At 73.8% G+C, this 14,746-nt stretch carries 3 protein-coding genes and 1 pseudogene; all 4 read left to right on the forward strand.

What is annotated here, in order from left to right:
* Nucleotides 1–61: 61 nt before the first annotated feature.
* Nucleotides 62–11,512, forward strand: a pseudogene (locus tag CCZ36_RS27500) (type I polyketide synthase); the annotation flags it as partial.
* 32 nt (nt 11,513–11,544) lie between these two features.
* Nucleotides 11,545–12,882 (forward strand): crotonyl-CoA carboxylase/reductase, encoded by a 1,338-nt coding sequence (ccrA, locus tag CCZ36_RS27505; protein WP_069739001.1) that lies wholly within the window; start codon nt 11,545–11,547, stop codon nt 12,880–12,882.
* Complete coding sequence (locus tag CCZ36_RS27510; protein ID WP_069739000.1) at nt 12,879–13,889, forward strand: 3-oxoacyl-ACP synthase III family protein; 1,011 nt, start codon at nt 12,879–12,881, stop codon at nt 13,887–13,889. The genes ccrA and CCZ36_RS27510 overlap by 4 nt, the downstream gene beginning before the upstream one ends.
* Complete coding sequence (locus CCZ36_RS27515; protein ID WP_128818784.1) at nt 13,886–14,746, forward strand: 3-hydroxybutyryl-CoA dehydrogenase; 861 nt, start codon at nt 13,886–13,888, stop codon at nt 14,744–14,746. The genes CCZ36_RS27510 and CCZ36_RS27515 overlap by 4 nt, the downstream gene beginning before the upstream one ends.

Here is a 14,746-nt window from a genome sequence, read left to right on the forward strand (position 1 = left end):
CTTGATTCCGGCGCGACGGCACACACGTGAGGGTTAAGTGAGTATGTCTGAAGACAGGCTGGTCGGCGCGCTGCGAGCGTCACTGAAGGAGACCGACCGGCTGCGCGAGCAGAACAAGCGGCTCATGGACGCCGGCCGGGAGCCGATCGCGATCATCGGTATGGCCTGCCGGTTCCCGGGCGGCGTCACGACGCCCGAGGATCTGTGGAGGCTGCTCGCCGCCGGCGAGGACGGCATCGGCCGGTTCCCCACCGACCGGGGCTGGGACCTGGAACGGCTCTACGACCCGACGGGGGAGCGCCCCGGAGCGACGTACGTCCGAGAGGGCGGATTCCTCTACGGGGCGGGCGACTTCGACGCCGACTTCTTCGGGATCAGCCCTCGTGACGCGCTGCTCATGGACCCCCAGCAGCGCCTCCTGCTGGAGACCGCGTGGGAGGCGCTGGAGCGGGCCGGTGTGCCGCCCCACTCCGTCAAGGGAACCCCCGTGGGGGTCTTCGCCGGAGCGATGTACCACAACTACCCCGGCAGCTACGGATCCTCCGGGCCGCTGTCCGGCAGGCTCTCGTACCACCTGGGGATCGAGGGCCCCGCGGTCACCGTCGACACCGCGTGCTCCTCGTCCCTCGTGACGCTGCACCTCGCCGCCCAGGCGCTCCGCCAGGGCGAATGTCCGCTGGCGCTCGCCGGCGGCGTCTCCGTCATGTCCTCACCGCGCACCTTCGTCGAGTTCAGCGTCGACGGGAACCTGTCGCGTGACGGCCGGTGCCGGCCCTTCGCGGAGTCCGCCGACGGCACGGCCTGGTCCGAGGGCGCGGGCATGCTGCTGCTCGAACGGCTCTCCGACGCCCGCCGCAACGGCCACCCCGTCCTCGCCGTCGTCCGGGGCAGCGCCGTCAACCAGGACGGCGCCTCCAACGGCATCGCCGCGCCCAACGGCCCCGCCCAGCAGCGCGTCATCCGGCAGGCGCTCGAGAACGCCCGCCTCTCCGCGAACCAGATCGACGTGGTCGAGGCCCACGGCTCCTCCACCGAACTCGGCGACCCCATCGAGGCCGACGCGCTGATCGCGACGTACGGCAAGGACCGCCCCGAGGACCGGCCGCAGTGGCTCGGCTCGGTGAAGTCGAACCTGGGGCACACGCAGGGCGCCGCCGGGGTGGCCGGCGTGATGAAGATGGTCCTGGCGATGCGCAACGAGCTGCTGCCGAAGACCCTGTACGTCGACCGGCCCAGCCGCCACATCGACTGGGCCGAGGGCGCCATCAAGCTGCTGACCGACCCCGTCGACTGGAAGGCCAACGGCAGCCCGCGCCGCGCGGGCGTCTCCTCCTTCGGCCTGAGCGGCACCAACGCGCACGTGATCCTCGAAGAGGCGCCCCCGGGCCCCGCGGTCCCGGAGGACGCCGCCGGCACGCCGGACCGCGAGGCCGCGCCGGCGGGGCCCCTGCCCTGGATGCTGTCGGGCCGCAGCCGCGACGCACTGCGTGCGCAGGCCGCCCGCCTCGTGGAGTACCTGCGCGACCGCCCCCAGGACCGTCCGCTGGACGTGGCCTGTGCGCTCGCCACCACCCGCTCGCCGCTGGACCACCGAGCCGTCGTCACGGGAACGGACCGCGACGAGCTGATGAGCGGGCTGCGCGCCGTCGCCGACGGCGAGCACGCCGCCAACGTGGAGACCGGTCTGGCCAGGGGCGAGTCCACCACCGCGTTCCTCTTCCCCGGCGGCGGCGCGCAGCGCCTCGGCATGGGCCGCGAACTGGCCGCCGCCCACCCCGCCTTCGCCGCGGCGTACGACGAGGTCTGCGCCGAGCTGGACAAGCACCTGGACCGGCCGCTGCGCCCGATGATCGACGGGGACGCCGAGGCGCTCGACCAGGTGGGCTACGCGCAGGCCGCGCTGTTCGCCATCGAGGTCGCGCTCTTCCGGCTCACCGAATCCATGGGGCTGCGCGCCGACTTCCTCGCCGGGCACTCGACCGGCGAGCTGGCGGCCGCCCATGTCTCCGGCATCCTGTCCCTGCCCGACGCCGCCCGCCTCGTCGCCGCGCGCGGCCGGCTGATGCAGGGGCTCCCCGAGGGCGGGGCCATGGTCGGGATCAACGCGACCGAGGACGAGGTACGTCCGCTGCTGACCGACGGCGTCGGCATCGCGGCCGTCAACAGCCCCGACTCCGTGGTCGTCTCGGGCGAGGCCGACCAGGCGCACGCCGTGGCGGAACACTTCGCGGCCAAGGGGGTCCGCACCAAGCGGATCCGGGTGAGCCATGCGGCGCACTCGCCGCTCATGGAGCCCGTCCTGGAGGAGTTCCGCCGGGTCGCGGCGGAACTGGACTTCCAGCAGCCGCGCATCCCCGTCGTCTCCACCGTCACCGGTGAACTCGCCGCGGACGACGACCTGCGCACCCCCGACTACTGGGTGCGGCACATGCGTCAGACGGTGCGGTTCCGCGACGCCGTCGAGGGCCTGCGCGCCGAGGGCGTCACCCGCTTCGTCGAGCTCGGCCCCGGCGGTGTGCTCGCCGCGATGGCACAGGAGTGCCTGACCGGCACCCCGGACGGCAACCTCCTCGTGGTGCCGCTGCTGCGCAAGGGCAGATCCGAGGAGCTGGCCTGCGCCACCGCCCTGGCCCAGCTGCACGTACGCGGCACCTCGCCGGACTGGAAGAGGTGGTTCGAGGACCGCGGGGCCCGCCCCGTGGAGCTGCCGACGTACGCCTTCCAGCGGCAGCGGTACTGGCTGGAGGCCTCCTCCGCCGGCGGGGACCCGGCCACGCTCGGCCTGGAACCGGCGGACCACCCGCTGCTCGGCGCCGCCACCGTACTCGCCGACTCGGAAGGGCTGCTGCTGTCGGGCCGCCTCTCCCTCGCCACGCACTCCTGGCTGCGCGACCATGCCGTGGGCGGCGCGGTCCTGCTGCCCGGCACCGCCTTCGTCGAGCTGGCGGTCCACGCGGGCGGGCGGATCGGCGCCCCGGCCCTGCGCGACCTGGTGCTCCACGCCCCGCTCGTCCTGCCCGAGCACGGGGCCGTACGCGTCCAGGTGCTGGCCGGCCCGGCCGACGCCTCCGGCGCCCACCCCCTCAGCGTGTACTCGCGGACCGAGGAGGGGGGCGACGGCACCCCGTGGATCCAGCACGCGAGCGGCACGCTGGAACGTGCGGGCGCCGTGGCGCCCGCCGCGCTGACCGTGTGGCCGCCCGAGGGCGCCGAAACCCTGGACACCGACGGGATGTACGAGGAGCTGGCCGCACGCGGCTCCGGGTACGGCCCGATGTTCCAGGGGCTGCGCGCCGCCTGGCGCAGCGGGGACGAGATCTACGCCGAGGTCGGCCTCCCGGAGAACTCCCGGGCCACGGCCGAGGACTACGGTCTGCACCCCGCCGTCTTCGACGCCGCGCTGCACGCCATCGGCCTCGCCGCCACCGAGGACCAGGGGATGGCGCTGCCGTACGCCTGGTCCGGAGTGGAGCTGTTCGCCACCGGGGCCTCCGTCGTACGTGTCCGGGTCCGGCCCGCCCGGGGCGACGCGCCCGGCCGGAGCGTCGCCCTGGACATCGCCGACGTGACCGGGCAGCCGGTGGCCTCGGTGACCGCCCTGACCCTGCGCGAGATCGCCGAGGAGCAACTCGCCGCGGCGGTGCGGCCGACGACCGGTACGGCCGGTGACGCGCTCTTCGGCATCGAGTGGACGCCCGCCGCGCTCCCCGAGCCGGCCGAAGCGCTGAACATCGTCGACTTCGCCTCCCTCGCCGGAGCCGACGCGTCCACCCCCGCACCCGACGTCGTCGTCCTGCGCGTCACCGGCGGATCCGGCGCGGACGCGGCGCGGCGCGCGACGCACCGCGTGCTCGCCGACGTCCAGACCTGGCTGCGTGACGAACGCTTCCGCGCCTCGCGGCTCGTCGTCCTCACCGGCGGCGCCGTGGCACTGCCCGGCGAGGACGTGTCCGACCTCGGCGCCGCGGCCGTGCACGGGCTGATCCGATCGGCCCAGTCCGAGGAGCCCGGACGGCTCCTCCTGGTCGACGGCGACGCGGAACCCGACGCGCTCGACCTGCTGCCCCGCATCGTGGGCCTGAACGAGTCGTCCGTCGCCGTCCGCGGCGGTACGGCGCTGCTGCCGCGGCTCGCCCGCGCGGACCGGGGCGGCGACACCGAGGCCGCGGCGAGCTGGCCGGCGGACTCCCACGTGCTCGTCACCGGCGGCACCGGCGCACTCGGCCGGGTCGTCGCCCGGCACCTCGCCGAGGCACACGGCGTACGACGCCTGCTGCTGGTCAGCCGGAGCGGCCCGCAGGCCGACGGGGCCGCGGAGCTCGTCGCCGGACTGGCCGAACTGGGCGCCGAGGCCGAGGTGGTGGCGTGCGACCTCGCGGACCGCGAAGCGGCCCGCGAACTGCTCGCGGCGCACCCCGTGACCGCCGTGGTGCACTCGGCGGGCGTGCTCGACGACGGCGTGTTCGCCTCGCTGACCCCCGAGCGCGTCGACAACGTACTCCGCCCGAAGGCCGATGCCGCGTGGAATCTGCACGAGCTGACCAGGGAGACGGAGCTGACGGCCTTCGTGCTGTTCTCCTCCGCCGCCGGTGTGCTCGGCGCGCCCGGTCAGGCCAACTACGCCGCGGCCAACGCGTTCCTCGACGCCCTCGCCCACCACCGCCGTGCGCACAACCTGCCCGCCCAGTCGCTCGCCTGGGGACAGTGGGCCCAGTCCGAGGGGATGGCGGCGGTGCTCAGCGAACCGGGCGCCGCCACCTCGGCCCTGCGCACGGGACTGCCCGCACTGTCCGTCGCCGAGGGCCTGGAGCTGCTGGACGCCGCCACCGCGGCCCCGGGCGCCGTCCTCGTACCGCTGAAGCTCGACATCGCGGCCCTGCGCGAGCGGCCCGACCGGGTGGCCGACGTGCTGCGGGGAGTCGTACCGTCCGTACGCCGCGCCGCGAGCGCCCCCCAGGCCGCCGACGGCGCCGTGCCGGGCGCCCTCGCACAGCTTCCGCCGGGCGAACGGCGCGCCGCCCTGCTGGAGGTGGTGCTCGGCAGCGTCATGGAGGTGCTGGGCCACAGCTCCACCGAACTGATCGACACCGACCGCGCGTTCCGGGACTTCGGCTTCGACTCGCTGACCGCGGTCGAGCTGCGCAACAAACTGGGCGGTGCGACGGGAGCCCAGCTCGCGAGCACCGTCGTCTTCGACTACCCGACCGTGGCCGAGCTGGCGGCACACCTCCACGACACCCTGTTCGGGCGGGCCGAGGCCGACCCGGACGGACCCCGTACGCAGGCGACGGCGGTGGACGACGACCCGATCGTGATCGTCAGCATGGCGTGCCGCTACCCCGGGAACGTCAACACCCCCGAGGACCTCTGGCAGCTCGTGGCCGAGGGCCGCGACGCGACGTCACCGCTGCCCACCGACAGGTCCTGGGACCTGGACTACTGGCACAGCCTGCTCGCCGAGGCCGGGACCGTACCCCGGGGAGGCTTCGTCGAGAACGCCACCGACTTCGACGCGGCGTTCTTCGGGATCAGCCCGAACGAGGCGATCATGATGGCGCCGGAACAGCGGATGCTCATGGAGATCTGCTGGGAGGCGCTGGAGTCGGCGGGCATCAACCCGCTCTCGCTGAAGGAGAGCGCCACCGGCGTCTTCGCGGGAATGATGGGCGGCGGCGGCTACGACCCGGGTCCGCTGGGGGAGTTGGAGCAGTACAGCCAGTACATCGGCACCGGCTGGCACGGCAGCATGATCTCCGGGAGGATCGCGTACGCCTTCGGCTTCGAGGGCCCCGCCATCTCCGTCGACACCGCCTGCTCCTCGTCCCTCGTGGCCCTGCACCTCGCGCGTCAGGCGCTGCGCAACGGTGACTGCGACCTCGCGCTCGCCGGCGGTGTGACCGCCCTCTCCTCGCTCGAACCCTTCGCGCAGTACGGCGGAGGCATCGCGTCGGACGGGCGGTGCAAGGCGTACTCCGCCTCCGCCGACGGCGTGGGCTGGGGCGAGGGCGTCGGCATGGTCGTCCTCGAACGCCTCTCCGACGCCCAGCGCAACGGCCACCCGGTCCTCGCCTACGTGCGCGGAACCGCGGTCAACTCCGACGGGGCGTCCAACGGCCCCACCGCGCCGAACGGCCCCTCGCAGGAACGGGTGATCCGCAAGGCGCTCGACACCGCCGGACTGCGGCCGCACGAGGTCGACGCCGTCGAGGGCCACGGGACGGGCACCACGCTCGGCGACCCCATCGAGGCCAACGCGCTCCTCGCGACGTACGGCCAGGACCGCCCCGACGACCGGCCGCTGTGGCTGGGTTCGGTCAAGACGAACATGGGGCACACCCAGGCGGCGGCCGGCGTCGCGGGCGTCATCAAGATGGTGCAGGCCATGCTCCACGGGGAAGTGCCGATGAGCCGCTTCGCCGACGAACCGACACCGCACGTGGACTGGACGACGGGCAACGTCAAACTGCTCACCGAGACCATCCCCTGGCCCCGGACGGACCGGCCGCGGCGTGCCGGTGTCTCGTCCTTCGGCTACAGCGGCACCAACGCGCACGCCATCCTGGAGCAGGGACCCGGCCTCCGGCCGGAGCCGGAGACGGCGCCCGTGCCCACCCCCGGGGAAGCGGCGGGCACGGAGCCCGGGACCGCGCCCGAGGGCGTACTGCCCTGGCTGCTGACCGCGCGTACGGCCGAGGCCCTGCCCGCACAGGCCGGGCGGCTCTTGGAGCACCTCGCCGAGAACCCCGGGCCCGGCGCCGACGACATCGGCTACTCGCTCGCGCTGCGGCAGCCCCAGTTCCCCTACCGGGCCGCCGTCGTCGGCGACACCCGGGAGGAGCAGCTCGCCGCCCTCGCCGCGCTCGCGGCCGACGAGGACTCCCCGCGCGTGGTGACGGGCACGGCCAAGGCCGGAGCGAAGATCGCGTTCCTCTTCCCCGGGCACGGCACCCAGCGGCCCGGAATGGGGCGTGAACTGTACGCCGCCTTCCCGGCGTTCGCGCAGGCCCTGGACGAGGTGTGCGCGTCCTTCGACCCCTACCTCGACCGCCCGCTGCGCGACGTGATGTTCTCCGAACCGGGGTCGGTCAACGCCCAGTTGCTCGGACAGGTCGCCTTCGGCCAGGCCGCGCAGTTCGCCATGGCCGTCTCGCTCGCCCGGCTCCTGGAGTTCTGGAAGCTGCGCCCCGACTACCTGCTCGGCCACTCCGGCGGCGAGATCGCCGCCGCCCACTTCGCCGGCGTCCTCACGCTGCACGACGCGGTCAAGTTCACCTCGAACCGCACCGAGCTGATCCAGGACATGCCGAGCGGCGTGATGATCGGCATCGAGGCCACGGAGGACGAGGTCCGCCCCACGCTCACCGACGGGACCGACATCGCCGCCGTCAACGGTCCGCGGTCCCTCGTCGTCTCGGGCGAGGCCGATGAGGTGCGGGCCGTCGCCGAGCACTGGAAGGGCCTGGGCCGCAGGACGAAGGTGCTGCCCATCGGCGCCCCCGGGCACTCGCCGCTGACCGAGACGTTCCTCGACGACCTGCGCGACGTGGCCGAGGAGCTGACGTTCTCCGCCCCCCGTACGAAGATCGTGTCCACGGTGACGGGCGCGCTCACCGACGGCGACGCCCTGGCCGACCCCGACCACTGGGTCTCCAACTGCCGCCGTGCCGTGCGCTTCATGGACGGGGTGCGCAGCCTGGAGGCCGAGGGCGTCACCCACTACGTGGACCTCGGCACGGAAGGCGCCCTCGCCGCGATGGCGTCGGGCTGCCTCACCGACGCGGTCGACGGAGCCGTGGTCGTCCCGGTGCAGCGCAAGGGCACGCCGGAGGTCACGGCCGCGGGGCTCGCCTCCGGGCAGCTCTACGCCGACGGAGCCGGCGTCGAGCCCGCCAGGATCTTCGCGGCCCGGGGCGCGGCCCAGGTCGAACTGCCGCCCTACACCTTCCGCCGCAGGCGCTACTGGCCCGACGTCGACATGGCGGCGGTCCGGGCGTCGGGCGGCGCGCCGACCGGTATGGAGGCCACCGACCACCCGCTGCTCGGCGCGGCCGTGGAGGTCGCCGAGTCGGGCGAACTGATCCTCAGCGGCCAGATATCGGTCGACAGCCAGAGATGGCTCGCCGACCACGCCTTCGGCGACACGATCCTCTTCCCCGGCGCCGGATTCGCGGAACTCGCGATCAGCGCCGGTGACGAGGCCGGCTGCCCCCGCCTCGACGAACTGACCATCGAGGCGCCCCTGGTGCTGCCCCGGCAGGGCAAGGTCCAGGTGCAGCTGGTCGTCGGACCGGCCGACGCGGCGGGCGCGCGCCCGGTCACCGTGCACGCCCGGCCCGGCCGCACCACCCCCGGTGCGGGCGCCGCGCCCTGGACCCGGCACGCGAGCGGTGTGCTGGTCCCGACGGGCGCACCTGAGCCGGCCGGCCTGGCCGAGTGGCCCCCGCCGGGCGCCGAACCCCTCGACGTCGAGGAGCTGTACGACGGATTCGCGGAGTCCGGATTCCGTTACGGCCCCGCCTTCCGCGGCCTCCGCGCCGCCTGGCGTCGCGGCGACGAGGTGTTCTCCGAGGTACGTCTCGGCCCCGAGACGGGGCAGAGCACCGAGCGGTTCGGGCTGCACCCGGCGGCGCTGGACGCCGCCCTCCAGACGATCGCCCTCAGCGAGGGCATCGAGGTCGAGTCCGGTATGCCGTACTCCTGGTCGGGCATCGACCTCTACGCCACGGGCGCCACCAAGCTCCGGGTGCGGGTCACCCCGGTCCGCCCGGACGCCGCCGCGGTCCTCCTGACCGACCAGGCCGGGCAGCCGGTCGCCGCCGTGGAGACCCTGGTGCTGCGCCCCGTGCCCGACATCGGCGCCGTCGTCGCCACGGGACACGAGTCCCTGTACGGCTGGGACTGGGTCCGGCTGCCCGCCGCCACGCGAGGACCGGACGCCGGACGGCCGGTGCCGCTGGCGGTGCTCGGCAGCGACCCGGGCGGCCTCGCGGCAGCCCTCGGCGACGCCGGGTTCGACGTCACCGCGCACACCGGCCCGGAGACGCTGGGCGCGGGGCCCGTGCCCCCCGTCGTCGTCCTCGACCGCTCGGCCTCGCCCACCGCCCAGGGCCCCGAGGCCGTGCACACCGGCGTCCGCGACACCCTGGAACTGCTCACCGCGTGGCTGGACGCCAAGGCCCTCGCCGACACCACGCTCGCCGTCCTGACCAGGGGGGCCGTCGCGCTCCCCGGCGAGGACGTCACCGACCTCGTGGGCGCCGCGGTGTGGGGCCTCCTGCGCTCCGCACAGGCGGAGAACCCCGGCAGGTTCGTCCTCGTGGACACCGACGGCAGCGCCGCCTCCCACGAGGCGCTGCACGCGCTGCTCGCCTCCGGCGAGCCGCAGGCCGTCGTCCGGGAGGGAACGGTGCACGGCGGCAGGCTCGTCCGGCCCCCGGCCCACGGAGGCGAGCCCGGGGGGACCTTCGACCCCGAAGGGACCACGCTGGTCACCGGCGCCACGGGAGCGGTCGGGCGCGTCCTCACCCGCCACCTGGTGACGGCCCGCGGGGTACGCCACCTGCTGCTGCTCAGCCGCGGCGGTGAGGCACCCGAGCTGGTCGAGGAGCTGACCGGGCTCGGCGCGGACGTCACCCTCGTCGCCTGCGACGCGGCGGACCGCGACGCGCTCTCCGCCGTGCTCTCCGCCGTGCCGGCGGAGCACCCGCTGACCGCCGTCGTCCACCTCGCGGCGGTCGTCGACGACGGGACGCTGACCTCGCTCACCGAGGAGAAGCTGACCGCCGCGCTGCGGCCGAAGGTGGACGCGGCCTGGAACCTCCACGAGCTGACGGCCGGCCGTGAACTGACCGCCTTCGTGCTCTTCTCCTCGGTCGCCGGCCTGCTCGGCAACATGGGCCAGGCCAACTACGCCGCGGCCAACGCCTACCTCGACGCCCTGGCGGCACACCGCCGCGCGGCCGGGCTCCCCGCCCAGTCGCTCGCCTGGGGCCTGTGGGCCGCGACCGGCAGCGGCGGCTCGGGAGCCACGCCGGACGAGGCGCAGCTCGCCCAGGAGGGCATGGCGGCGCTGTCCGACGCGGAGGGCGCGGAACTGTTCGACGCGGCCCTCGCCCGGCAGGAGGCGCTCCTCGTACCGATGAAGGCCGGGGGCCGGGGGGCCGGGACCGGTGGCACGGACGGCGTGCCGCACGTGTTCCGCTCGCTGGTGGCGCCCGTACGGCGGGCCGCCTCACGCACCACGGTCTCCGACACCGACGCGCTGCGCAGGCGTCTGGCCGGGCTCACCGCCGAACAGCTGGACAAGGCGATGGAGGAGCTCGTCCTCGAACACGCGGGCGCGCTCCTCGGATACGGCGACAACGAGACGATCGATCCCGAGCGCCACTTCCTGGAGTCGGGCTTCGACTCGCTGACCGCGGTGGAGCTGCGCAACGGCCTCAACGCCGCCACCGGGCTGCGCCTGTCGGCGACGGTCGCCTTCGACCACCAGACGCCGGGCGGCCTCGCGCGGCACATGGCCGCGGAGATCGGAGCCGTCCCGCGCACGGCCGGACCGGCTGACCCGTCCGTGCGCGAGCCCGGGAGCGCCGAGGCGGGCGGGGAGCGGGAGGCCGCACCCGGCACCGGCGATTCCGTGCCGGAGCTGTTCCGCGCGATGGTCCGCGCCGGACAGGTGCAGGAAGGCCTCGGGCTGCTGAGCTGGGTGGTCAAGTCCCGTTCGCAGTTCACGTCCAGCGCGGACCTGGAACGGCCGCCGGTCTCCGTGCGGATGGCCGACGGCGACGAGGCGCCGCACCTGGTGTGCCTGTGCACCCCGGCCGCGATGGGCGGCGCGTACCAGTACGCGAAGCTCATCTCCGCCTTCAAGGGCGCACGGACGGTCACCGTCCTGCCGATGCCGGGCTTCGGCCCCGGCGAGCAGCTGCCCGCCTCCGTCCCCGCCGCACTCGACGTCCTCGCGGCGACCGTCAAGGACATCGTCGGCGACGCACCGTTCGCCCTGCTCGGGCACTCCGGCGGCGGGCTCCTCGCGTACGCCACCGCCGGGCTCCTGGAGGAACAGGGACGGCCGCCCGTGGGCGTCGCGCTGCTGGACACGTACGTCGTCGAGCAGACCGCCGGCTTCCAGGACTTCGCGGCCGAGGTCGCGGTCGGAGCCCTGACCCGGGAGATCTCCTACGGCCAGCTCGGCAACGCGACCTCGCTGAGCGCCATGGCCCAGTACGTGACGCTGATCCCGGACATCGAGCTGAAGGAGCTCACGACGCCGACGCTCCTGGTGAAGGCGTCCGAACGGTTCGCCACCGGTGAGGAGGAGACCGCCGGCGCGACCGCGGCGCACGACGGCCCGGAGACCGGGGGCGACGAGGCCGCCGCGGACGACTGGCAGACGACCTGGTCGCTGGCGACCCGGGTCGAGACGGTCCCCGGCGACCACTTCAGCCTCATCGAACAGGGTGCTGAGACGACGGCGGCCGTGGTCGAGAACTGGCTCGGCACCCTCGCCTGAGCCCCCCGCGTGTGCAACAAGGAAGGTGTGGAATGGAAGCGTTGACCGAGGCGGTACGGGCCGGTGCCGGGCCCGAGGAGCTGGCCGGCCTGCCGGTGCCCGAGGAGTACCTGGCCGCGCACACCCGGGTCGAGGACATCGGGATGTTCGACGGCGTCGAGGACAAGGACGTGCGCAAGTCCCTGCGGGTCGGCCGGGTGCCGATGCCGGAACTGGCCCCGGACGAGGTCCTGGTGGCGGTGATGGCCAGCTCCGTGAACTACAACACGGTCTGGTCGGGCACCTTCGAGCCGGTGCCGACCTTCAGCTTCCTCAAGGCGTACGGGAAGCTCGGCGGCTGGGAACGCCGCCACGACCAGCCGTACCACGTGCTGGGTTCGGACGCGGCCGGGGTCATCGTCCGGGTGGGCGTGGGCGTCCGCCGCTGGCAGGTGGGCGACCATGTGCTCGCCAGCCCGATCCAGGTGGACGACCAGGAGGCGACGACCCACGCGGACGGAATGCTCGGCGAGGGCCAGAAGGCCTGGGGCTACGAGACCAACTTCGGCGGGCTCGCGCACTACTGCGTGGTCCGGGCGAGCCAGCTCATCCCCAAGCCCGCGCACCTGACCTGGGAGGAAGCCGCCAGCACCCCCGCGTGTGCCGGTACCGCCTACCGCATGCTCGTCAGCGACCGCGGCGCCCGGATGAAGCAGGGCGACGTGGTGCTCATCTGGGGCGCGGCGGGCGGACTCGGCGCCTACGCCGTCCAGCTCGTGAAGCACGGCGGAGGCATAGCCGTCGGCGTCGTCGGCTCCGAGGAGAAGGTCCAGGCCCTCCGGGACCTCGGCTGCGACCTGGTGATCAACCGCCGGGAGCTGGGCATCGGCGACGACGACGGCAGCGACCCCGACAAGGTGATCGAGGCGGGCAAGCGGCTGGGCCGGATCATCCGGCGCGAGATCGGCGAGGACCCCAACATCGTCTTCGAGTACGTCGGGCGGGCGACGTTCGGCATCTCCATGTTCGTCGTACGGCGGGGCGGGGTGGTGGTGACCTGCGGGTCGAGCAGCGGCTACCAGCACCAGTACGACAACCGCTACCTCTGGATGAAGCTGAAGCGGATCGTCGGCAGCCACGCCGCGAACCTCTCCGAGCAGTGGGAGAGCAACCGGCTCATCGATATGGGCCGCATCATGCCGATCCTGTCCACCGTCTACCGGCTGGAGGACATCGGCGACGCCGCCCGGCTCGTACAGACCAACGGGCACATGGGCAAGATCGGCGTGCTGTGCCTGGCATCCGAACGCGGTCTCGGCGTCACCGACCAGGAGAAGCGGGACGCCATCGGCGAGCGCCGGCTCAACCCTCTGGGGGACGGACGCGCATGAGCAGCCAGCCGGTCGGCATCCTGTCGACGGGGGCGTACGTCCCCGAGCGGGTGGTCGGCAACGAGGAGCTCGCGCCCCGCATCGGAGTGACCGCCGAGTGGATCGAGCGCAAGACGGGCATCCGCGCCCGGCGTTGGGCGGACCCGTCCGAGGCCACGTCGGAGATGGCCGTCGCCGCGGCCACCAGGGCGCTCGAACAGGCCGGCCTGACCGCCGACCGCATCGACCACCTCATCGTGACCACGTCGACCGGCGACGCGCCCCTGCCCCCCACGGCCTGTCTCGTGCAGGCCGAGCTGGGCGCGCACCGCGCCGCCGCGTTCGACCTCAACATCGCGTGCAGCGGCTTCGTCCACGGCCTGGCCGTCGCCCACGGGCTGGTGGCGCAGAACCCGGGCTCGCACGCCCTGGTCGTGGCCGCCGACCTCTGGTCGCGGTTCGTGGACTTCGGGGACCGGGGAACGGCGGCGCTCCTCGCGGACGGCGCCGGCGCCGCCGTCGTCGGCGCCGTGCCCGGCCCGTACGGCATCCTCGGGACCGATCTGCTCTCGCACGGCGACGAGTCCTCGCTCCTGGTCATCGAGGCCGGCGGCAGCAGGAAGCCCGCCTCGCACGCCACCGTCGACGAGGGCGGGCACTTCCTGCGGATGCGCGGCCGCGAGGTCAGCGACTTCGTTCTGGGCAAGGTCCCGCAGGCCGTGAAGGACCTGCTGGCGAAGACCGGTGTCCGGCGCGAGGACATCGCGCACTTCGTGCCGCACCAGGCCAACGGCGTACTGCTGGGCAGACTCGCCGAGCAGATCGGCTTCGAGAACGCCCGGACGCACCTCACGGTCGGCGAGTACGGCAACTCCGGGGCCGCCTCCATGGCGGTCACCCTCGACGACGCCAACCGCTCCGGCCTGCTGCGCGACGGCGATCTCGTCCTCCTCGTCGGATTCGGCGGCGGTATGGCGCTCGGTGCGTCGCTGCTGCGCTGGCGGACGACCGGGCGGGTGGAGCTGTGAACGGGACGAACCGCGTCGGGGTCGTCGGCTGCGGCCTCATGGGATCCGGAATCGCCGAGATCTGCGCGCGGAAGGGACTCGACGTGGTCGTCGCCGTCTCCTCGGCGCGATCGGAGGAGCGCGGCAGACGCCGGGTGGACAGATCCCTCGAACGGGCCGTGTCCAAGGGCGGCATCACCCCGGCGGAGAGGGACGAGGCCCTCGGGCGGATCTCCTACACCACCGACCTCGGCGGCCTCTCCGGCGGACGGTTCGTCATCGAGGCCATCACCGAGGACGAGTCCGCCAAACTCGACCTCTTCTCCCGCCTCGACAAGGCCGTCGAGAACCCCGACGCGGTCTTCACCACCAACACCTCCTCCCTGCCCGTCATGAAGCTCGCCCGGGTCATGTCGCGGCCCGAACAGGTCGTGGGGACACACTTCTTCAGCCCCGTGCCCGCCATGCCCCTCGTGGAGGTGACCCGCTCGCTGCTCACCTCCGCCGAGAGCGCCGAGCGGGTCGAGACCTTCCTGACCACGACGCTCGGCAAGGACGTCGTGCGCTCGCCCGACCGCGCGGGGTTCGTGGTCAACGCGCTGCTCGTCCCGTACCTGCTGTCCGCGATGCGGATGGCGGAGTCCGGCTTCGCCTCGCCCGAGGACATCGACCGCGGGATGACGCAGGGCTGCGCCCACCCCGTGGGCCCGCTCAGACTGTCCGACCTGATCGGCCTCGACACCCTCGAAGCGGTCGCGGGCGGACTCTACGCGGAGTTCAAGGAACCCCTCTTCGCGGCACCGCCGCTGCTGTCCCGGATGGTCGAGGGCGGGCTCCTCGGCAAGAAGTCGGGCCGCGGCTTCTACCGGTACGACTGA

It is taken from the genome of Streptomyces sp. S063, from assembly GCF_002832675.1.
Lineage (GTDB): Bacteria > Actinomycetota > Actinomycetes > Streptomycetales > Streptomycetaceae > Streptomyces > Streptomyces sindenensis.